The sequence below is a fragment of the Hominisplanchenecus murintestinalis genome (assembly GCF_943193015.1).
GTDB classification, from domain to species: Bacteria; Bacillota; Clostridia; order Lachnospirales; family Lachnospiraceae; genus Hominisplanchenecus_A; species Hominisplanchenecus_A murintestinalis.
The window spans coordinates 172789-193941 of sequence record NZ_CALPCM010000001.1; the positions used below are offsets into that span (position 1 = coordinate 172789).

General features: G+C 46.3%; 17 protein-coding genes. All 17 read right to left on the reverse strand.

Annotated elements, in window-relative coordinates:
- Positions 1–47 precede the first annotated feature (47 nt).
- The 17 genes from NFR99_RS00805 to NFR99_RS00885 all read right to left on the reverse strand — a co-directional run bounded on the left by NFR99_RS00805 (position 48) and on the right by NFR99_RS00885 (position 21007).
- Positions 48–5195: an InlB B-repeat-containing protein gene (locus NFR99_RS00805; RefSeq protein ID WP_251352211.1), complete on the reverse strand. Its 5148-nt coding sequence runs from the start codon at positions 5193–5195 to the stop codon at positions 48–50.
- Positions 5196–5434: 239 nt separating this feature from the next.
- Positions 5435–6805, reverse strand: a complete 1371-nt coding sequence (locus tag NFR99_RS00810) for a phosphodiester glycosidase family protein (RefSeq protein ID WP_251352213.1) — start codon at positions 6803–6805, stop codon at positions 5435–5437.
- A gap of 143 nt (positions 6806–6948) precedes the next feature.
- A complete protein-coding gene (locus tag NFR99_RS00815; protein WP_120481331.1) occupies positions 6949–7491 on the reverse strand; it encodes a transcription repressor NadR in 543 nt (180 codons plus the stop codon).
- 25 nt (positions 7492–7516) lie between these two features.
- Positions 7517–8809 (reverse strand): bifunctional phosphoribosyl-AMP cyclohydrolase/phosphoribosyl-ATP diphosphatase HisIE, encoded by a 1293-nt coding sequence (gene hisIE / locus NFR99_RS00820; protein WP_330571526.1) that lies wholly within the window; start codon positions 8807–8809, stop codon positions 7517–7519.
- A complete protein-coding gene (gene hisB, locus NFR99_RS00825; RefSeq protein WP_120481330.1) occupies positions 8810–9400 on the reverse strand; it encodes an imidazoleglycerol-phosphate dehydratase HisB in 591 nt (196 codons plus the stop codon).
- A gap of 8 nt (positions 9401–9408) precedes the next feature.
- Positions 9409–10701, reverse strand: a complete 1293-nt coding sequence (hisD, locus tag NFR99_RS00830; RefSeq protein WP_120481329.1) for a histidinol dehydrogenase — start codon at positions 10699–10701, stop codon at positions 9409–9411.
- Positions 10702–10711: 10 nt separating this feature from the next.
- A complete protein-coding gene (hisG, locus tag NFR99_RS00835; RefSeq protein WP_135974788.1) occupies positions 10712–11347 on the reverse strand; it encodes an ATP phosphoribosyltransferase in 636 nt (211 codons plus the stop codon).
- Positions 11348–11360: 13 nt separating this feature from the next.
- Positions 11361–12473: an ATP phosphoribosyltransferase regulatory subunit gene (gene hisZ, locus NFR99_RS00840; protein ID WP_251352215.1), complete on the reverse strand. Its 1113-nt coding sequence runs from the start codon at positions 12471–12473 to the stop codon at positions 11361–11363.
- A gap of 94 nt (positions 12474–12567) precedes the next feature.
- Complete coding sequence (locus tag NFR99_RS00845; protein WP_120481326.1) at positions 12568–13101, reverse strand: Holliday junction resolvase RecU; 534 nt, start codon at positions 13099–13101, stop codon at positions 12568–12570.
- Positions 13046–14068 (reverse strand): RluA family pseudouridine synthase, encoded by a 1023-nt coding sequence (locus NFR99_RS00850; protein ID WP_120481325.1) that lies wholly within the window; start codon positions 14066–14068, stop codon positions 13046–13048. The genes NFR99_RS00845 and NFR99_RS00850 overlap by 56 nt, the downstream gene beginning before the upstream one ends.
- A gap of 9 nt (positions 14069–14077) precedes the next feature.
- Positions 14078–14680, reverse strand: a complete 603-nt coding sequence (locus tag NFR99_RS00855) for a hypothetical protein (protein ID WP_120481324.1) — start codon at positions 14678–14680, stop codon at positions 14078–14080.
- 21 nt (positions 14681–14701) lie between these two features.
- Positions 14702–15466, reverse strand: coding sequence for an SDR family NAD(P)-dependent oxidoreductase (locus NFR99_RS00860; protein ID WP_120481323.1), 765 nt, complete (start codon positions 15464–15466; stop codon positions 14702–14704).
- A gap of 19 nt (positions 15467–15485) precedes the next feature.
- The gene (locus NFR99_RS00865; RefSeq protein ID WP_251352217.1) at positions 15486–17369 is read right to left on the reverse strand and encodes a YgiQ family radical SAM protein; all 1884 of its coding nucleotides are present in this window, start codon (positions 17367–17369) and stop codon (positions 15486–15488) included.
- Entirely contained in the window at positions 17366–18073 is a 708-nt protein-coding gene (locus NFR99_RS00870; protein WP_251352219.1) for an HAD family hydrolase, read from the reverse strand. Before NFR99_RS00870 ends, NFR99_RS00865 begins: the two co-directional genes overlap by 4 nt.
- Positions 18067–18807 carry a pseudouridine synthase gene (locus NFR99_RS00875; protein WP_251352251.1) on the reverse strand — a complete coding sequence of 247 codons (741 nt, stop codon included), beginning with the start codon at positions 18805–18807 and terminating at the stop codon, positions 18067–18069. The genes NFR99_RS00870 and NFR99_RS00875 overlap by 7 nt, the downstream gene beginning before the upstream one ends.
- Positions 18804–20186: an RsmF rRNA methyltransferase first C-terminal domain-containing protein gene (locus tag NFR99_RS00880; RefSeq protein ID WP_251352253.1), complete on the reverse strand. Its 1383-nt coding sequence runs from the start codon at positions 20184–20186 to the stop codon at positions 18804–18806. Before NFR99_RS00880 ends, NFR99_RS00875 begins: the two co-directional genes overlap by 4 nt.
- The gene (locus NFR99_RS00885) at positions 20183–21007 is read right to left on the reverse strand and encodes a GTP pyrophosphokinase (protein WP_120481318.1); all 825 of its coding nucleotides are present in this window, start codon (positions 21005–21007) and stop codon (positions 20183–20185) included. The genes NFR99_RS00880 and NFR99_RS00885 overlap by 4 nt, the downstream gene beginning before the upstream one ends.
- Between the last annotated feature and the right edge of the window lie 146 nt (positions 21008–21153).

Below are 21153 nucleotides of genomic sequence, written 5' to 3' on the forward strand. Positions count from 1 at the left end.
AAAATCCAGGGTGGTCTGCAAGATGCAGATTCCCTGGATTTTAAATCTCAGACAGTTTTCCGTTTTCTGGAGACCAGCAGAATGCTTGCTCCAAGCAGCGAACCTGTGAATAACAGCATCCAGAAAAGGAGTTCTGTGCCGTCTCCGGTTTCCGGTGAGCGGGACGCTGTACGGGAGATTACTCCGGTGAGCACAGGGGTTTTCGAAGTGCCTGATTTTGTGGAGTTTTTGTTTTTGTCCGTTTCTTTCGGTTTTTCGGTGTCTTTTGGTTTTTCTGAAGCAGTGGGCTTTTTACCGCCGCCGGACGATTTGGCAGTTTTATACTGTGCGGTAAATACCATATGGCTTGTAACTTTCATCTTCAGTATTTTTGCACTGGAATACAATGTTCCGCTGCCGTCACCGTTGTATGACCATCCAACGAAACGGTATCCTGTTTTTGGCTTGACGTCCGGCACTGTGACGCCGCTTTCTGACACGATGGCGCCTTCATTGATACCCTCAAATTTCTTCTTGCCGGACAGGCTGCCATGTTTCCCTGGCTTGAAGGTAACCGTATATACCGCCGGATTCCAATTTGCAACAAAGACAAGATGCCCGGTAGAACCGGTTTCAACAACAATATCCTTTGAAATTTGGTTTGCTTTTTCTGTAATTTCTGTTGTGCCGTTTCCGAGGCTCCAGCCGAGAAATTCATAAGTTTTACCATCTTTTGTATAGCGTGTAGGATTCACTAGTTTAAAGTCGGGGGATGTAACGGTGTAAACTGTTTTATTATCCAGCTTGTTTCCGGCAGAAAGATAATCTTCCACTCCGAGGTAAGTAATCGTATACGTAATCGGTTTTACATAGAAAGTGAAGATGTTTTCTTTTCCGTCAATCCGTTCCAGAGACTGGAGATGCGAAGCATCTGCCACATCTTTCCCCGTTTCATCAACCAGGCGGTATCCTCGCTGGCTGAGCGCTTGAAAATCAGCATGTGTCGGATACACAGCCGACTGGTCTGCTGCGCCGTTTTCAACACGGGTGTACACGGGCTGGACGCCTGGCTGGCTCTTTGTTTCATAGTTTATGAATTCTACGGTATACTGCCCCATGCCGGGCGCGGCATAATAAAAAGTAATGATATTCTTGTCCTGATGAACGGAATCCAGCTTTACAGATACCTTTTGCTCTGTGGGGATATAGTCTAAATATGCGGGTACTGTAGGCGGAGCCGCATCTTCCCACACCGTAGTGCCTGACAGGAACAGGCCGGACATCTGCTTATCTTCCCTGACTTTAATATCAGTGTCTTTTACCAGATATCTTATCGTATATTGAATGGGTACTTCACTGGTCGGTTCCCATACTGCTTGCACCTGCAAATCGCTGGTGACAGGCTGGTCAAATTTAAACGGAGTGTCCGCATTTTCGTCTATCATGGTGCCGGATGCCGTACCGCGCCGGGTGATAATCCAGCCGTCCAGTATATGTCCGGTTCTTGTCAGACGCGGAATCTGGCCGCTGCTGACAAAGCTCTGGTTTGCTGAAATATATTGATTTACGGCGGCGTTGTTTCCCGGAATTAAAGTACCTCCGTTAAAATCAAAGGTCACTTTGTACGTGGGAGCCATCCATGCAGAATACAGGAGCAGATTGCTGTCCAGAATCGGAGTCAGGTTTCGGGCGTTATCTTCCCACTGCATCATCCGCGTTCCGGCAGGACCAAGAGCCCATCCTTTAAATAGCCAGATTTTTGTTCCGTCAGCTGCACGTTTGGTACATACCGGAAGCGTGGAGGATACCTGTTTATCTGCTGTGTTTTCTGCACCCTTTATAAGCAGAGACCATCCGTCAGGATTTGAATCTGACTGCGCATAATCTCCATTCGTCTTTTTGTAATTAAGATCAAATGCATATTTTGTTTTGGAAAGTGTTGTCCCATAAGGCAGCTCAATTTGGCCGATTTCTGTTGATTCATCCGATAAATAAGTAATTGTGTATCTGTCACGGGTGTAATAAAAATAAATATCATAAGGATTTTCTAAAGTGCTATATCCATTGCTGTAAGAACCGTCGCTGCTGTTAAGCTCCGAACTGTGATCGGCCGTCTGGTTAACTGCTTCCAAATGAGGACGGATGCTTACGTTTTGTGCATTGATTGCCATTGCGGCTGCAGCATTTGCGCGCCGGGCAATCGCATAATAATTATTGTTATAGACACGTACCGCGTAATACAGGTTTCCGTTAGGATTGTATCCGGCATCGTCCGGATAAATGATTTGTCCGCCTGTATAATTGACTTCCAGTAAATCTGTAAAACCATATCTGCGGAATATCTGATTATCCTGGGGAACCAGGTAAATGGTATTTCTCCGAGTTTGTTCTTCCGGGCTCATAGTAGTGTCTTTTGGCGCGCCATCATAGATTTTTACGGCCGTTCCGAGCTGCGATTGTGTCAGTCCAGGAACTTCATAACAATAATTATAGCGATAACTGTTAAAATATGTCTTCCAAAAAGCAATTATGGAATGCTTTTTTGCCGGATTTTTAGGATCTGCAATGATACTCGCACCCATGGAAGCATAGGAACCGGGAATGCAGCCGTTATTCCGGCCTTTTCTTCCATGTGCATTATGCAGTCCTGCTGTTGTTGTCCAGGAAATTCTCAGGGCATTTTCATTACGGGTCTGTAAAGTTTCGAGCTCCTCCGGCCAGGTTCCCAAAAGACTTGCCCCATATTTGGCTTCTATGGTCTTTATCATAGGAACACCTTCTAGATTTTCTATTGGAATATCATACCAGTTTCCGGGATTTTCGTCGGGAAATCTGCTCCAATTGCTGATGAACCATGCGGTATCATTTGAGGCGCGGACACAGGAAGCGTCTCCGCCTGCAGTACTGGAAGGAAAGTAATAAATAAAATCCAGCGTATACACTTTCCGTGTATAGTATACATAAACCAGCGTGCTTCCATTAGCAGCTGCAGTTGTCTGCGTTGTATCTTCTGATATATTACCTCCTTTAACAGATTCAACCAGGATAGTATAGGGGTTCTCCTTGCATGGTTCATAGAAGTCAGAAATTTTCATAGGACTTTCATATCCGGTAATATCGCTTATTGTACTGTCAGGTACAACTCCCATCTGCCGGGTAAATTGGCTGTCAATTTCGGCCTGGAGTTTCTGAACCAATTTCCCGTTCTGCTCTATCAGTGATTCTCCTGTTTCAAACATATTGTCCAGCGTAAAGGAACCAACATTACTGAAAGATGTGTCCATATTTGGATTCTGGTGCACAATTTCCCCATTTTCTTCTTTTGTGCCGTCCAGCGCAGTGTCAGTAACCCGGACATCTTGCCCATTTAGATTTTCTGTCCAGAATACTACACGGATGGAGGTGGTAATTTTCTCCCATTTCGGCACAAACCGCAGAACAAGGATATCCTGTGCTTCTACGCTGGAAATAATTTCAGCGTTATCTATAAAGTCTTTTGTCAATTGCAGTTTATGGCTGTCGTTAAGCGGTACATCTGCATATTCAGCAGGATTGCTCCCTTTTATCTGGTATTGCCAGCCGGTGAGCCTGTAACCTTTTTTGATTGATTTATCAGCAGGCAGGTCATTTGCTCTCTTATATGCTGCTTCATCATAAAAATTACTGAAATCTACATACTGTCCTACAGGAACCTGCTGGCGGTCAATGTAGACGTCGTCTGTATAAAAGATGATCCGGATGGATTCCGGCATGTAGTAAATATTGACAACGGTAGAATCATCGGAAGCAATTGGCACCTGGGAGAAATGTACAACCTTATATCCGGTAATATCTATTGATCTGGCTTTCGTCATGGCGCCGACCCGGCCCTGCTCTGTAAGTTCATAGACGGTGCCATTGTTTTGGTAAACCTGCCAGTCATCACTTACGGTAATGTCGGGATTTTCTATATTGTTTTTTGGAATAAGGTGGCGTACCGTATAGCTGCTTGTGTCACGCCGATAATACACGGTCACTGTCATATCCTGCGTCAGGCCGGAGACACTTAAGGTATAGGCATTCTCATCCCCGGCAGGACCGCCGTACATGGCAGGGGCAGTGTAGGAAAACTCTGCGCCGTTAATGGATACACGGCGGGCCTGTGCCCAGGCATTTTGATATTCCGGACTATCCGTATCAACTCCTTCTTTCAGGTTATAATCTCCCCTGGCAAGCGCCTCTTGAATCTGTTCCGGTGTTTCTTTGCCTGTGGGCGGAACTGCCAGGAACTGATTTAGTGGAGAAGGATTCAGTACTACACGGAAACCATTCAGATTTGAATTTTTACTTCCGGTATTGCCCGAAGCAGGAATATAGTGGGGAACTGACCAGTTTTTTAAAGACGCATGGCCGGATGTGTCTGGAAACAGCTCAATTTTATCGGTATCTGCTGCTTTTACCCCTGCCATGCCTCCGGTATTAGAATACAAATACTGAATCGTCAGCGTAATGCTTTTTGCGGGTATAAACTGTACGGTTTCAAATCTGCCCTGGTATATGCTTCGTGGCCGCACATTGCTGCTGCCGGCTGCCGGGCTGTCCTTAAGAACTGCTTTGTATCCGCTTTTGACCGTGTAAAGGATAACAATATTACAGGTTGCATCCGCTTTTAAATTTTTAATATTTAGCTGAGGGCTGCCCTGAATCTGCGCCGATAATTCCTCACGGTGAAAAATGTGCTGTGATAAATCGTATGAACCATTTTTGAAATTATCTTCGGTAAGTTTAAAAACTTCCTTCTCATCTAATTGCTTCATAATACCGTCTGCATAAAATCTGAGCCTGTGGGTAATATTGAGTTGATAAGAGGATTTTTGTTTTTTTCCGGCGTTTACAGCTGTTTCGGGTTCACAGCTGCTTTCTGTCTCTGTCCCCTTTGTTTCCGCAACTGTTTCTGCTGCATTTTCCGTTTCTGTCCCCTCTGTTTCCGCAGCTGTTTTTGTTGTACTTTCTGTCTCTGTTTCCGTTGCGTCTGTGCTTTTTTCTGCGTCAGTTTCTGCTTTTTCCGAAGAAACTGACACATCGGCAGGAAGTGGCTCTGTGTCTTTTAGTTCTGTTTGTGCTTCAGATACGGCGGGCAGGCAAACCGCAGCTGAGAGCACCTGAACCGGAAGCAATGAAAATGCTAATACCAATGCCAGCAGCCGGGGCAGAATCTTTTTGCCTGTTTGTTTCATAGATGCTTGCTCACTCCTTTCTTTGAGCAGTCCGCCATTTATGTAAAAACTTCATGCCGTTCCTACGGGCTGCTAAACCTTAATATTTAACTATATACTATGATTATAGTGCAGACGCTGTTTTTTTTCAACAAAAAAAATATTGAAATGCAGGAAGCATTATGCAAATATCATAAAAATATAGTGAAGTTCCTATAAAAAATCCCTCACAGCGTTTGCCATGAGGGTATTTTTCATGTTTATTCACTAAACAGCAGAAAGTCTCCGCAAGGGCGTTCTGTACCGTCTGTCGGATTGTTCATAATGTAACCGCGGTAAGCCATTGTGGCCGAACCGCCTCCGTCCATATTGTAAGCGTAAGTACAGCCGTGCTGACGGAAAATCGTACGCATCTGAGCCAGGGTAAGCCCCGGCGCATTGCATACCAGAAGTACGTATTCTCCCGGACGGATCATTCCTGCCGCAGAGCGGGGATATGGTCCGGTCATGTCCGGGCTGGCATAAACCTGCGGATATCCCTGGTCGTAAAGGGAGGCGGGCTTTCCGTCCCGAAGCAGAATAGGACCGAAATTGAAAGTATCACGGACGCCGCCTTTTTTTAGCTGCACTGCACTTAGTCCCTGAGAAGGGCTGAACATAGTTCCGTCCCGTGAAATTGCCATCAGTGAATAGCTGGTTCCCAGCGCCTTATTGTATATCGTTCCGTTTTTCAGCATGACAGCGTCAAATCCCGGTTTACCTGATGAATAGGAAAATGCGCTTCCGTTGATTCCGATCACTGCCCGGTTCTGTGCTACGGCATTGGAAGTTGTCTGACGGGTGCCGCCATAGGTACCGTAAGAAAGAGCCGCTCTCATCTGGCTGATATTGGAAATTGTAACCCGTGCCGTCCAGTAAGTGGTACCGTAGTTTTGGAACCTCTGCAGCCGTATTTTCAAGGTTCCGGTATTATATTCTATCTGTGTAGCAGCGTACATAGATTTTGCGTTGATACGCTCCCTGGTATCCAGAATACCTTTTGCATCTGCGTGATAATACCACTTACCGGTTTTGACCCAGCCGTTGTTTTGCAGTACGCCCTTTTTGGTAAAATAGTAATCTTTTTTCTTAATGCGCTGCATTTTTGTCACGCGGACACCGTTTGCATCCAGATAATAGCGGCTGCCCTTATATGTAAGCCATCCGGTCTTTTTTTTGCCTTTGGAAGTATAATAGTACCACTTTCCGCCGATTTGCTGCCAGCCGCCTTTAAAGTTTTTAATCCAGCGGCCGTCCTCACCAACGAATTTGTTCTTTATCCAGCGATTGGTGACGCGCACGCCTTTGGAATCTACATAGTATTTTTTGCTAATCCACTGGTTTTTTGCCATTCGTCCGTTGGATTTGAAAAAGTAGTAGTTATTGTCAATTTGTTTCCACTTGCTTTTTAGCATCTTTCCGGTTTTCAGATGAAAATAATACTTGTATTTTCCAATCTTCTGTAATCCCCGAACCTGTATGCCATTTTTGTAATAATAATGTGCGCTGCCTTCAATTACCCATCCGTTTTCCGCTGCATAAGCAATTTTGGAAGGCAATGCAAATGATGCAGCCAGCAGGCAGCTGGTCAAAAGAAACAGTTTTAACCCCTTTGTTGTTATCTTCCGCAGAATAGATCTCCCCTTTCGCAGTCTTAAGTAACCTCTCCTCTTCTCCTATTTTAGCAGATTTTCCAAGTCTCTGCAAGCCGCCCCGGATTTTCCCTGTATCCGGATTACTGTCCGCGGAAGTCAACCGGCTCATAGTCTTGCAGTCTGGCAAGAAATCCCCGGTTCTGCAAGCTCTCCTGAATCACATCAAGGCTTTGCTCGTCATCGGCAAATACGGTGTGATAGTGATAACCGGATGTCACATTTTTGAGCAGGCTGGAATTGCCGGAAATGATGCCTTCCATAAAGGTACGGATATCTTTCCGGGAACGGATATTCATATCAGCCCGGACGACTCCGTATACTTTATGATAGACAAATACATCCTGTATCCGCCCGCCTAAGTCTACAATCATTGTCAGCTCTTCTTCTACCTCTTCGTCTGAGTGAAGCACTTTAAAGATACGGCTGGCGTCGTTTTTCGCGTGCAGAAGATATCCGCGGCTTGCGGAAAAGATTTCGCAGCCATTCGCCCGGAGCAGCGCCACATCCTGTACGATGACCTGCCGGCTGACATGAAGCTGTTTGGCAAGGGATACGCCGGATACGGGCTTTTCACTGTCCGCTAATATTTGGATAAGCTGTTTTCTTCGTTCTTCACCAGTCATTTCCAGCAATTCCTTTCCTGTATTTTTACCTCTGTGCCAATTCCTTTGTAATGTCTTCCCAGGTTACGCCTTTTTCTGCCATGAGTACCATCACATGGTAGAGGAAATCAGAAATCTCGTATTTTATCTCTTCCGGGTTTGGATTCTTTGCGGCAATCACGATTTCCGTAGCCTCTTCTCCAACTTTTTTGAGGATTTTATCGATGCCTTTATCAAATAAATAATTAGTGTAGGAACCTTCTTTTGGATGTTCTTTCCTGTCCAGGATTACGGAGAATACATTTTCAAATACCGTCATAGGATTTGTCTCATCGTAATCTTTTTTCACTAAATCACGGTAAAAGCAGCTTTTATTCCCAGTGTGGCAGGCTGCGCCTATCTGCACAACTTTTGCCAGAATCGTATCATTGTCACAATCAATGGAGAGCTGGCGTACATATTGAAAATGTCCCGAAGTCAGTCCTTTTACCCACAGCTCATTCCGGCTGCGGCTCCAGTAGGTCATTTTTCCAGTGCGGATAGTGTTTTCAAAAGCTTCCCGGTTCATATATGCTGCCATCAGCACTTCCATGGTCTTATAGTCCTGCACGACTACCGGCACCAGCCCATTTTCATTTGTCTTAAATTCTGCCCACCGCATACTGCTCTCAAAAGTGTTTACGGGAATCCCTTTTTCTTTCGCCAGGAGCTTCAAACCCATGAAATCTGTACTCCGCTCCGAAAGCGCCCGTGCGCATACTCCGGAAACGTTTTCAACGCCCAAGAGATTTAAGATTCCGCCGGAATCTGCGCGCACCACTACAGGCATAACAGGGACGCTTACTGCTTTACATGCTTCATTTACATGCACACTGTCTGCCAGCAGCAGCACTTCATCCGCATAGGTTTCAATAGCCTCTTTGTTGGCGAAAAGTTCTGTCAGGCTTCCGGCACACACAGCAATTTTCTCTTTTCCAAAACGTCTGGAAACCTCCGGAAGCAGTTCCACATTTTCGGGTTTGGAAAAATTCAGGAACGCCTTGCGGCACCCGGCATAGATTAGTTTTTTTACATCTTCCATGCGCCGTACATTTCCGCCCCCTGCAATAGGGATATCAACGCATCTGGACATTTCCTTTATCAGCAGGAGTGACTCCTCATGGGAAGTATCGTCCTCAGATAAATCAAACACCACGATTTCATCTGCGCCATGGTTGCTGTAATGTTGTGCCAGCTCTGCCGCATTGCCGCCCTCCCACGGTTCATCATCAGAAAGCCCACTGACGGCTTTTCCGTCCCGGATAAAAATATAAGATGCCAGTTTTTTATTTTTCATCATTTATAATGTCCCTTTCGTTGATAATACGCCGCTGATGCGCGCATCATATGCGACTGCGGCATCAAGGGCCTTTGCAAATGCCTTAAAAGTACCTTCGGCAATATGGTGGTTGTTAAAGCCTGAGATTTTTTTAATATGCAGGTTCATCGCTGCAGAATAGGAAACGGCATAAAAGAAATCATGAATCATTTCCGTATCCAGAGTTCCTATTTTTTCAACCGTATAACCGCAGTCAAAAGACAGATACGGCCTGCCGGATAAATCTACCGCGCAGAGTATCAGGGAGTCATCCATGGGCAGTAATGCACTGCCATAGCGCACGATGCCTGCTTTATCTCCTGCTGCTTTCCGAATCGCTTCGCCCAGTACGATTCCCGTGTCTTCTATCGTGTGGTGGGAATCAATTTCCGTATCGCCCTGAATCTGCGCATCCAAATCAAACAGCCCATGTCTTGCAAAGCCGGAAAGCATATGGTCAAAAAATGGAATGCCGGACTCGGCTTTACATATCCCTGTCCCATCAAGGTTGAGTGTGAGCCGGATTTTTGTCTCTTTTGTGTTTCTTTCTATGGTTGCTATACGCTCTGCCATGATACACCTCACTTTTCAAAACGCACACGGATAGAATTCGCATGTGCGGTCAGCTGCTCTGCCTCGGCAAACTTTATGATATCCTCGCAGACAGGCTCTAACGCTTCACGTGAATAATAAATGATGCTGGATTTCTTGACGAAATCATCCACTGACAGGGGTGAGAAGAATTTCGCCGTCCCATTTGTGGGCAGCACATGGTTCGGACCGGCGAAATAGTCGCCCAGAGGTTCGCTGCTGTATTCGCCGATGAAAATGGCTCCTGCATTCTGGATTTTCGTCATTACCTGGAACGGTTCTTTTGTGACGATTTCCAGGTGTTCCGATGCGATTTCATTTGCCGCGTCAATGGCTTCCTCCATGTTGTCTGCCAGCAGGATATAGCCGTAATTATCAAGGGATTTCAGGATAATCTCTTTTCTTGAAAGGACTTCTGTAAACTTGTCGATTTCTTCGGATACCCTGCGTGCAAGTTCCTCGCTTGTAGTGATCAGAATCGCGCTTGCCATCTCGTCATGCTCTGCCTGAGATAAGAGGTCTGCCGCTATGAAACGGGGATTTGCGCTCTCGTCTGCCAGCACCAGGATTTCACTGGGGCCTGCAATCGAGTCAATACTTACGTGCCCATAAACGGCTTTTTTTGCCAGAGCTACGTAGATATTCCCGGGACCTACAATTTTGTCGACTTTCGGGATGCTCTCTGTTCCGAAAGCCAGCGCGGCAATCGCCTGTGCACCGCCCACTTTATAGATTTCGTCCGCTCCGGCCTCATGTGCGGCTACCAGTGTGTTTGGATTCACTTTTCCCTCTTTCCCGCAGGGAGTTGCCATCACAATCTTTCCCACGCCGGCGGCTTTTGCCGGAACAATATTCATAAGTACCGAGGAGGGATAGACGGCCTTTCCTCCGGGTACATACACTCCTACTTTCGCCAGAGGTGAAATCTTCTGTCCCAGCATGGTTCCGTTTGGCTGGCTGTCAAACCAGCTGTAACGCTTCTGCTTTTCATGGTAGCTGCGGATGTTTATAAGAGCCTTCCGGATAACTTCCAGAAGTTCCGGTGAAACTTGTGCGTAGGCTGCCTGCAGCTCATCCTCTGTCACACGGATACTTTCAGCGGTAAGTTTCGCTTTGTCAAAACGCTCCGTAAATTCAAATACAGCGGCATCGCCCTTTTCCCGCACGGCATTTACGATATCCGCAACCTTTCCTTCATATTCTCCATAGCTAGCGGGGCTTCTTTTTAAAAGGTCACGCAGTAGATTCTGTTTTGTTTCTTTTGTTAATTTAATCGTGCGCATAGTTTCTCCTTTACAGCACAGACTTTAGGTCTGTCAGAATTTTTGTGATTCTCTCGTTTTCCATCCGCATACTCACCTGGTTTACTACGACTCTTGCTGAAAGAGGGCATACTTCCTCCAGTACCTCCAGTCCGTTTTCACGGAGCGTAGTTCCTGTCTCTACGATGTCAACGATAACTTCGGAGAGGCCGACAATGGGAGCCAGTTCAATGGAGCCGTTAAGTTTAATGATTTCCACTGTCTGATGCTTTTTATTATAAAAATAATCCTTTGCAATCCGGGGATATTTCGTTGCCACGCGTATCTGTTCCTGATGCAGCAGCAATTCCTTTGCTGAAGCGGGACCGCACACGCACATCCGGCATTTGCCGAATCCCAAATCCAGTACCTCATAGAGCTTCCGCTGCTCTTCCATGATAGTGTCCTCTCCCACAATTCCGATATCCGCCGCACCATATTCTACATAGGTAGGCACATCGGGACCTTTTGCCAGGAAAAACTTCAATTTCAGTTCTTCATTTACAAAAATCAGTTTCCGGGAGTCCTTATCTTTCATCTCTTCACAGGTAATCCCAATCTTTTCAAACAAATCCAGAGCCGTCTTTGCCAGCCGCCCCTTTCCCAGTGCAAATGTCAGGTATCTCATCTTCCAGTCCTCCCTATCGTTCCGGTACAAGGGCGACATAGATGCCCTCACGTCTCATTGCATCAGCTTTGCGCAGTGTTTCTTCTCTGTTTTCTTTAGAGTAATGCAGCAAAACAGGTGTTTTTGCTGATGGGACGGCAATTTTCTGCCGCTCCAGTGCATTTAAAAGCTGGTTGACTACGACTACCATGCCAATGGCCGGCGCTTCTTTTCCAAAGTGTCCCAGAAGGCCGTCATAGCGCCCGCCCTTGACTACCGCGTCTCCGGTACCGAAGGTATATGCCCGGAAAATCACTCCGGTATAATACATATATTTACTCAGCATTCCCAAATCAAAGGATACATAGCGCTCTATCCCATAAATACACAGAATATGGTAAATTTCTTCCAATCTGTTAAGAGCTGCCAGAGCACCTTCGTTGTGCGTCATAGTTCTGGCGGTTTCCAGCACCTCCATGTCCCCGCAGAGCTTTGGAAGCTGAATAAAAAGCTGTTTTAGGTTTTCTGGAATCTGTTGTTCTTCAAGGAGCTCTTCTACTCCGAAATTATTTTTATTAGAAATCAGGCGTCTCAGTTCCTCTGCTACTTCTGCATGGATTCCTGCTTCACGCAGAAGGCTTCCAAAAAATTCTGCATGCCCGATACTCACCTGAAATTCTTTCAGCCCTGCTCTTAACAGGCTTTCAATTGTCATGGCAATCACTTCTGCGTCAGAATCTACGGAATTGTCGCCGATTAGTTCTGCGCCAAGCTGGGTCGTTTCTTTTAAATGTCCCTGGTAGCTGGAATTGTTAATAAAGGTATTTCCCACATAGCAGAAACGGAAGGGGGCTGTCTCGCCGTTGAAATATTTGGCAGCCGCCCTTGCAATGGAGGGAGTAATATCCGGACGCAGAACCAGCGTATTTCCTTCTCTGTCAAAAAACTTATATAAATCTCGCGACGGAGTAGTTCCTACTTCCCTGCTGAATACGTCAAAAAATTCAAAAGTAGGCGTTTCAATATCACGGTAACCATATCTTTTCATAATTTCGTGGAGATGGTTCTGTAAGGTAAGCTTCCTTTCACATTCTCCGTCATAAATATCCCGTACACCTTCCGGTGTATGCAGCAATCTCTGTTCCATACGGTATCCCCTCTCACTTTAATGATTCACAGTGTTAATTTGGTATCATATTAAAATAAACCGAAATTCATTATAAGTCACAGGGTCTAAAATGTCAATCCCTGGCATCCAAATCCTTCTGAATGGTTTCCAGGTAAGGCACAAGTATACCTCCTGTAGAATGAATACGGAAATCCTGGTTCAATTCCTCGTAACGGAAGCTTTTTCTTCCTCCGCTTTTCGCCCTCTCCCAAAATCTGCGCATATCCGCATAGGGCAGATAAAATAACTCGTTCCTGGCCGTATAAAAAATAATCAGAAAAGAAATTCCGCCCTGTTTTTCAAATTGCTCCATAAACCGTACCTGGTGTTCATGGATATTTTGCAGGGCGAAAGTATTAGAGGTACATTCTTTTGCATCGAAGCATACGGGAATTCCCTGTACTGCGCCGATGTAATCTACCGTGCTCTTCTGGTCAAAATAGGCAAGAGTAATATGGCGGTGCTCTTTATCAATTTTAATTGGCGTGATGGGGGTAGGGATTTTCTGTATCAGCGCCAGTCCTTTCTCAAGATACTGCTCATTGGAGCGGTTAATCAAATCTTCCAGCGTGGAGCCGCGAAGCCCCCTGGAATTCCAGGTTGCCATAGGTAAGTCCCATCTCCTTTCGAATCCTGTCAAACTGTTTTGGCGGCGCGGCAGTAAAGCTTTTACAGGATAATTCCGAAAGCGCGCCTGAAAGTTCCGGGAGTTCCAGACGCCAGGAGTGTAAAAGCTGATGTTTCAGACCGAACCGCCGCCTGAACTGCTCATTGACTGCGGCAAGACCATATTTCCCATCTCCTAAAATCGGATGTCCGATACTGGCCAGATGTGCGCGTATCTGGTGCGAACGCCCTGTAATCAGTTCCACCTCCAGGAGCGTAATCCCGCTGCCGGAGGATACCGGGCGGTACTTCGTGCAGATGGGAAGTGATTCTCCGTTCTGCTTTTCGGCGGTAATATGCACGGTATTTGTTTTTTTATTTTTCGAAAGATACCCTTTGACCAGGCATTCTTCTAATATTTCTCCGTATACCAGACAGAGATAGTATTTATGTAAGCTTCTGTTTTTGAAAATTTCACCCATATCCTGGAGGCCGGCCAGGGATTTTCCGGCGGCTGCGATACCGCTGGTATTTCTGTCCAGACGGTTGCACACGGAAGGACGGAAGACCTGAAGAGATTGTTCAGTCACACAGCCCTTTTGCATCAAATATGAAATCAGGTGGTCTACCAGTGACACGTCCGTACTTTTAGCTTTCTGTGAAAGCATTCCGCAGGGCTTATTTATTAGGATAATATCGTCGTTTTCATATACAATATCCAGATTTCCATGAGCAGGGGTGATTCTTACAGAGGAGAATTTTTCAATTGTTTCATCGGACAAAAACAGCTGTACTTCGTCGCCAAGCGCTGTTTTCTCACTGCCGTCTGCCTTTTTTCCGTTTAATGTAATATTTTTCTTGCGCAGCATCTTATAGAGAAAACTTTTTGGCGCAAGGTTTAAATACTTTGCCAGAAATTTGTCCAGACGCTGTCCTGCCTCATTTTTTGTAATCGCAATGGTTTTCATGTACTTCTCCTAAAGGGAAATTGCCAGAATCGTATGTTTCACCAGCTCGCTCCGCGAAAGTTCCGGGTAGGATTCGTTCGGTGTATAGACGATGTCTTTTTCGACCGTTTCCCGCTGTTTTGCAAGGGAGGATACACGTTCGAGATAAGGCTTTAAGTCCTTAAAAATCTTCACATCTGCTCGGTATCCGTTGCCTTTGAGGATTTCTTTGATGTGCTTTTCCGCAAACACGGTATCCGCATCCGGACGGCTGGTATAAGCCGCCACGTGGTAACCGCACACTACCAGGCTGTCTATGGGGGTATTCTTCTCATAAGCAGAAACCGTCAGCTCATAAGCTTTCACCAGATCTCCGCTTCTCTCTTCTATCTGCTGATAGACAGCCGGATCCATAGATTTTTGCATCAGCATCATCACAAATCCTACTGCTGAGCGGGAAGCGGGCAGGCATCCCATGATTGCCACAAAGGTAAACATGTTCAGCCGCGTTCCGGTCTGCCAGAGCCCGGTAAAGAAAATGATGATGGGAATGGCAAACAGCCCAAAGGTAATCAGCCCTCTCTTTTTCTTTTGTGCCTTAATGTATCCAAATTCGCCTTTTTCTATCTTCATCTGTACTCCTTTTCTTTTTTATCATGTGTCGAGCCGGGCGGCGGCAGCTATGATAACGGGATGGGGGACGATTTTACATAATAGAAAAAACAGCTTCATGCTCCATCCGTATATGGACAGGCTGCGTCCTGCCGCCCCGTCGCGGATAGCCTTTGCCACTACGTCTGCCGGGGCTTCCATCGTCCATTTTTTGTAGGCAGGCATCACTTCGATTTTTTCCGCACGTCTGTAAAATGGGGTGTCCACAGGTCCCGGGCATACACAGGTGACGGTAATCCCTTTGTCTTTCAGTTCTGCACGCAGAGCCCTGGAAAAGCTTAATACATAAGATTTTGACGCGGCATAAATCGCAAAGCCCGGCTGCGGCACAAATGCAGACGCTGAGGACATCTGGATAATCCGTGTTCTCCGGTGCATGTAGGGCAGGCATACATAGGTGACTGCCGTGAGCGCTTCACAGTTTAAACGCACGGTTTCTCTCTGAGCGTTCAAAGAAAGCTGGGAAAAGTCTCCGATGACTCCCATTCCCGCACAATTTACCAAAATTTTAATACGGGGCTGCCGGGTGTCCAATGCATGGCGCAGCCGTTCCATTGCCTCTTTTTTTCGCAGATTCATTGGCAGGATGCGGAGTTTTATGCGGACATCCTTTTGGACATCGCAGAGTTTGTCTGCATTTCTTCCAATGACCCATATCTCGTCAAGGCATTTATAGTTTTCTGAAATTTGTTTTACGAATTCCCGTCCCATCCCGGAGGACGCTCCCGTTACGATTGCTATTTTCATATTCCCTCCTGAATTTGCGCTACCGCTTTTTTTTATGAACATTCCGTATGGTTTTTTTCTTTTTTACAGGTTTGTCTCTTTGCGGCTTACTCTGTTTAGACGCGCTTTTTCTGGGACGGATCAGGCACTTTTTGTCATAGCCGATTAAATCTGTGCGTCCGGCAATTTTCAATGCCTCTTCTACCAGTTCGTAGTTTTTCGGGTTCCTGTATTGGATTAACGCACGCTGCATTGCTTTTTCATGGGGATTGACAGGTACATAAACTTTTTCATTTGTACGTGGGTCTACTCCTGTATAATACATGCATGTGGAGATTGTCGAAGGCGTGGGATAAAAGTCCTGCACCTGCTCCGGCATATATTTTAAATCCCGCAGGTATTCCGCCAGCTGCACGGCCTCTTTCATAGCTGAGCCGGGATGGGAGGACATCAGGTATGGCACAAGGAACTGGTTTTTTCCACATTTCCTGTTTAAATCCCGGTACCGTTCAGAGAACATCCGGTAAACGGAGTTTTCCGGCTTTCCCATACGCGCCAGCACCTTATCCGCCACATGTTCAGGCGCTACTTTTAACTGCCCGCTTACATGGTGCTGCACCAGTTCCCGGAAGAATTCTTCATTCTTATCATAGACCAGATAATCAAAACGTATTCCGGAACGGATAAATACTTTTTTCACTTTTGGAATCTCCCGCAGTTTCCGGAGCAGGGACAGGTAATCCGTGTGGTCAACGTTCAGGTTTTTACAGGGAGTTGGAAACAGGCACTGTTTCTTCGGGCATACGCCTTTCGTGAGCTGCTTCTCACAGGAAGGATGCCGGAAATTTGCTGTAGGCCCTCCCACGTCATGGATATAGCCCTTAAAGTCCTTATCTTCCGTCATAAGCTGCGCTTCCCGGATGAGGGATTCATGGCTTCTCGTCTGGATAATCCGTCCCTGATGGAAAGTCAGCGCACAGAAATTGCAGCCGCCGAAACATCCCCGGCTGCTTACCAGGGAAAACTTTACTTCGCGGATAGCAGGCACGCCTCCGAGCGGCTCATAGCTGGGATGATAAGTGCGCATGTAAGGCAATCCATAGATTGCATCCATTTCCTGCTGGCTCAGGGGCTTTGCAGGAGGGTTCTGCACCACGTAGAGCTGTCTGTCATACAGCTCTGCCAGCCGTTTCCCGGAAAACGGATCGGTATTGCAGTATTGGGTATAGAAACTTTCGGCATAGCTTATCTTGTCTGCTTTCAATTCCTCGTAGGAGGGAAGCTCAATATAATCATAGAGCAGAGATTTATCCCTGGTCTTAAATACTGTCCCATCCACAAAAGTAATATCTTTCACGGCAATCCCGCTGTTTAAAGCGTCGGCGATTTCCACGATAGAGCGTTCTCCCATGCCATAAGAAATCAAATCTGCGCCGGAATCCAGGAGGATGGAACGTTTCAGAGAATCCGTCCAGTAATCATAATGCGCAAGGCGGCGCAGGCTCGCCTCAATTCCACCAATAACCAGTGGCGTGTTTCTGTATTTCCGGCGAATCAGGTTACAGTAAACGACTGCAGCGTGATCCGGGCGCTTTCCCATAACGCCGCCAGGAGTATAGGCATCCGTGCTTCTGCGCTTTTTCGATACGCTGTAATGATTTACCATGGAGTCCATGTTTCCTGATGATACGAGAAATGCCAGACGCGGCTCCCCGTAAATGCTGATGCTCTCTGTATTTTTCCAGTCGGGCTGGGAAATAATGCCTACCGTATATCCGCGGGACTCCAATACGCGGCTGATAACGGCATGTCCGAATGAAGGATGATCCACATAGGCGTCCCCGATTACATAAACAAAATCAAATTGGCGGATACCCCGCGTTTCCATATCCTTTCGGGATAAGGGGAGAAAATCCATCGTCATATCCACTCCTTCCAGTCGGCAAAAATATCTTTCCTGGCATTCAGGATTTCATAGGCGCCGTTAAAAATATCGTGAAAACTGTTAATATAATAATCGGCAAAGCGCCGCTTTTCTTCTATCTGATTTCTGGAATGGGAATCCTCTACTGCGCATACCGGCATACCGGCATTTTTCCCGGCAAGAATACCCATAGGTACGTCTTCAAATACCAGGCAGTTTTCGCTGTCCACACCCAAATCTTCCGCAACTTTCAGATAAATATCAGGGGCGGGCTTGCCTTTTGCTACATCACATGCGGTACGCACCACCTGAATATATTTGCCAAGGCCGTTGGATTCCATTACAGCTTCCACCAGGCGGATTCCGTTGCTGGTGGCGATGCCTGTCCGAATCCCCTTGCCGTACAGGAATTTTAAAAGTTCCAGAGCCCCAGCCTTCAGCGGAACCTCATGAGCGTATTTTTCATAAGCCATCTCATACCAGTCCTGTTTGATTTCTTCTATCGTTTGGGGAATATGAAAAGTTTCTTTAAAATAAACGGCAGTTTCTGTAAAGCTCATGCCTTCAATTTCTGCCTGCAGCGTTTCAGGCAGCCGGATACCGTATCTTCCCAAATATTGTATATCAATTTCCCGCCACATCCACATGGAATCTACCAGCGTCCCATCTAAATCAAAAATGACTGCCTGTATTTCCTTTAGCATAATTTACCTCTGTTCTTTCCCTCTTTTAATTGTGCCAGTTCTTCCTCTGTAAGTTTCCGGTATCTGCCTTTTTCAAGCGCTGCATCCAGCCGCAGGCTTCCCATGGACAGTCGTTTCAGATAGAGTACTTGAAATCCCAAAGCTTTAAACATCCGCTTGATCTGATGAAATCTTCCCTCACAGATGGTAACTTCCGCTTCTGAAATTTCGCCGGAGGAAAGGATGTCCAACCGTGCGGGCAGGGTGGGCTTTTCATCACCGATATTTATACCGGATGCGAACGCTTCTGAATGTTCAGAAAGCAGCGTGCCGGACACACGCACAAAATAAGTCTTATCTACATGCTTTTTCGGGGAAAGCAGATCATGCGCCAAAGCGCCGTCATCCGTAATTAACAGCAGCCCTTCCGTATCTTTATCCAGCCGTCCTACCGGAAAAAGCTTTTCTTTCTGTGGAACTTCCAGCAAATCCATAACTGTTGAATCCTGCTTGTCCCGGGTGGCTGTTACATACCCCGCAGGTTTGTGAAACATGTAATATTCATATTCTGTATAAAATACATCTTTTCCGTTTGCCAGGATTTTATCTTTTTCACTGTCGGCTTTTGCTTCCGGCATTTTTACAATTTCTCCATTAACAGATATACAGCCTTTCCGAATCAGCTGCTTTACCTGGCTACGCGTTCCTATGCCTGCATTTGCCAGCAATTTATCCAGCCGCATCGTTCCCATCATTGCACTCTCCATCCCGGATAATATTTATTTTTCAGCATCCCGCCAGCCGCTTTTGCCCATCCCAGGGGGTAACCGTCCGTACATACAAGCACCCAGCCCTTTTTCAGATGTGCTTCTTCTTCCGTCAGCGCCACGGATTCTCCCTTTAAGTACCGTATGGCTCTATCATCGTCTGACGCAAGGGAAAGTGTCTGGGGAAAATCGTCCTTTGTCAGCCACATAGCCAGAGCCTGGCTTGGCTCAAAACGGTTTCTGACACATTCTCCCATAAGCAGACCCGTCCGCAGAAAGCGCAGGCTGCTCATATCAGGCAGATGCTCCGGCATGAGATAAATTCGGTTCCTGCGGATTTCCATCTGCCCCAGGCGATTCTTAAGGCGCGGAATCTGTGCAAGAAATTCCAGAAAATCTGCCGGGAACTTTTGTGTTTCCGTTTTCTGTATTCCGGATTTCCGCAAATTTTTCGGTGTTGTTTCTTTGGTCTGGCAGCCGCAGGTAGTTCCTTCTTTTTGCAAAAGTGCGGCGAAATGTCCTTCTCCCCGTACTTTGTGCGGGTATACCCGGATACAGTGGGGAAGACGGCTTTTTGAAAAGCTTTCATACCCTTTCATGGGAATCAGCATCATATCCGGGCTGCCGTCTAAGAGGCGGAGAATCGTCTGTTCATTTTCTATCTCAGAAAATGTGCAGGTAGAGTACAGCAGTTTTCCTCCGGGGCGCAGAAGCTTTACTGCACAGCGAAGGATTTCCCTTTGGATTCCGGCATAATATTCCGGTCCCCGGTTTTCCCAGCTTTTTATCATGGACGGCTCCCGGCGGAACATCCCCTCCCCGGAACAGGGGGCGTCAATCAGGATTTTATCAAAACACTCTTCAAAATATTCCAGCAATTTCTCCGGGGATTCGCTGAGCACCAGCATATTTCCACAGCCAAAAAGCTCCAGATTTTTCAAAAGTCCTTTGGCTCTGGAATTACTGATGTCGTTTGCAGCTAAAAGCCCGTTTTCTCCGAGTCTGACTGCCAGTTCCGTAGCCTTTCCGCCCGGCGCGGCACATAAATCAAGCACCCAATCCCCCGGCTCCACTGGCAGCCTGGATGCAGGAATCATAGCGCTTGGTTCCTGTATGTAGTAAAGCCCCGCATAATAATGGGGATGCTTTGTGACTGCCTCATCTTCACTGTAATAAAATCCGTTCTTTGTCCAGGGAATCGGTTCCAGGGCAAACGGAGTGAGTTTCAAAAAATCTTCTACGGATATTTTGGAAGTGTTTACTCTCAGCCCCCGCGCTGACGGTTCGTCAAAACATGCCAGATATTCTTCATATTCAGTTCCAAGCAGTTCCCTCATAGAAGAGGTAAAAGATTGTGGTAATTTCATTGTATCTCCTCATAGCGTTTGTCATTGGACTGCGCGCGGTAGCCTTCCGAGATAATGTCAAGCTGACGGTGAAAGCGCTTTAACTGTTCAATATCGTTTGTTCCGTACACGCGGTAAAACTCATCCTGTATCCGTACAATCTCCCGCTTATTTGCCATGTTGTACAGGTTTTGGATATTATTCAGGATGTCGCTTACCAGATTCGCCTGAATTTGAAAGGAATTTTGGGCATCCATAATCTCGCTGCGCACAGAAGACATTTCATTGTCCAGCAGCAAAATGGCGTCCGAGGCGCTGGTCAGCTTTGTGCGGATATGTTCCGGGATGCTTCCCTTATATTTGTACTGTAAGGAATGCTCAATCGTCGACCAGAAATTCATTGCCAGGGTACGTATCTGGATTTCTACCGGAATACGCCGGCTTCCTTTCAAAGTCTGCACTTCATAATAAATAATAATATGATAGCTCCGATAGCCGCTTTTCTTTGTATTTTTAATATAATCTTTCTCGCTTTTCACGGTCATATCTGTGCGGTTATGAATGATTTCCACTACCTTTTCGATATCCTCTACAAATTGGCAGATGATGCGGATTCCCGCGATATCACCCAGCTTCTCTTCAATATCTTCAATCCGGATTTTCTTTTTCTGGGCTTTGTCCAGAATGCTGGAAATCGTTTTCACCCGTCCGTTGACCTGTTCGATGGGAGAATAAAGCCCCCTGGACCGATGCTCGCGAATCAGATGGTTAAATTTAACCGTCAGTTCTTTCACGGCAAGCTCGTAGGGGTCCAGGATTTCTTTCCATAATTGTATTTCCATAGATCCGTACATCTCCTTATTTCGTTTAAAATTTAGTATAACATAACCGGACACCCTTTTTCAAGAAAGGTGTGCGGTTTTTCGCAGATTCCGTAACAGTTCAGCCTTCGGCTTCACTGTTACGGAATCCAGCCCATTTAAAGTTT

Excerpts from the sequence above, each read along its gene's own strand:
- hisB (WP_120481330.1), bottom strand. The coding sequence starts at position 9,400 with ATGGCAGAGCGTATAGCAACCATAGAAAGAAACACAAAAGAGACAAAA.
- hisIE (WP_330571526.1), bottom strand. The coding sequence starts at position 8,809 with ATGATGAAAAATAAAAAACTGGCATCTTATATTTTTATCCGGGACGGA.
- NFR99_RS00870 (WP_251352219.1), bottom strand. The coding sequence starts at position 18,073 with ATGCTAAAGGAAATACAGGCAGTCATTTTTGATTTAGATGGGACGCTG.
- NFR99_RS00845 (WP_120481326.1), bottom strand. The coding sequence starts at position 13,101 with ATGGCAACCTGGAATTCCAGGGGGCTTCGCGGCTCCACGCTGGAAGAT.
- NFR99_RS00880 (WP_251352253.1), bottom strand. The coding sequence starts at position 20,186 with ATGAAATTACCACAATCTTTTACCTCTTCTATGAGGGAACTGCTTGGA.
- NFR99_RS00815 (WP_120481331.1), bottom strand. The coding sequence starts at position 7,491 with ATGACTGGTGAAGAACGAAGAAAACAGCTTATCCAAATATTAGCGGAC.
- hisZ (WP_251352215.1), bottom strand. The coding sequence starts at position 12,473 with ATGGAACAGAGATTGCTGCATACACCGGAAGGTGTACGGGATATTTAT.
- hisD (WP_120481329.1), bottom strand. The coding sequence starts at position 10,701 with ATGCGCACGATTAAATTAACAAAAGAAACAAAACAGAATCTACTGCGT.
- NFR99_RS00850 (WP_120481325.1), bottom strand. The coding sequence starts at position 14,068 with ATGAAAACCATTGCGATTACAAAAAATGAGGCAGGACAGCGTCTGGAC.
- NFR99_RS00805 (WP_251352211.1), bottom strand. The coding sequence starts at position 5,195 with ATGAAACAAACAGGCAAAAAGATTCTGCCCCGGCTGCTGGCATTGGTA.
- NFR99_RS00865 (WP_251352217.1), bottom strand. The coding sequence starts at position 17,369 with ATGACGATGGATTTTCTCCCCTTATCCCGAAAGGATATGGAAACGCGG.
- hisG (WP_135974788.1), bottom strand. The coding sequence starts at position 11,347 with ATGAGATACCTGACATTTGCACTGGGAAAGGGGCGGCTGGCAAAGACG.
- NFR99_RS00855 (WP_120481324.1), bottom strand. The coding sequence starts at position 14,680 with ATGAAGATAGAAAAAGGCGAATTTGGATACATTAAGGCACAAAAGAAA.
- NFR99_RS00860 (WP_120481323.1), bottom strand. The coding sequence starts at position 15,466 with ATGAAAATAGCAATCGTAACGGGAGCGTCCTCCGGGATGGGACGGGAA.
- NFR99_RS00875 (WP_251352251.1), bottom strand. The coding sequence starts at position 18,807 with ATGATGGGAACGATGCGGCTGGATAAATTGCTGGCAAATGCAGGCATA.
- NFR99_RS00885 (WP_120481318.1), bottom strand. The coding sequence starts at position 21,007 with ATGGAAATACAATTATGGAAAGAAATCCTGGACCCCTACGAGCTTGCC.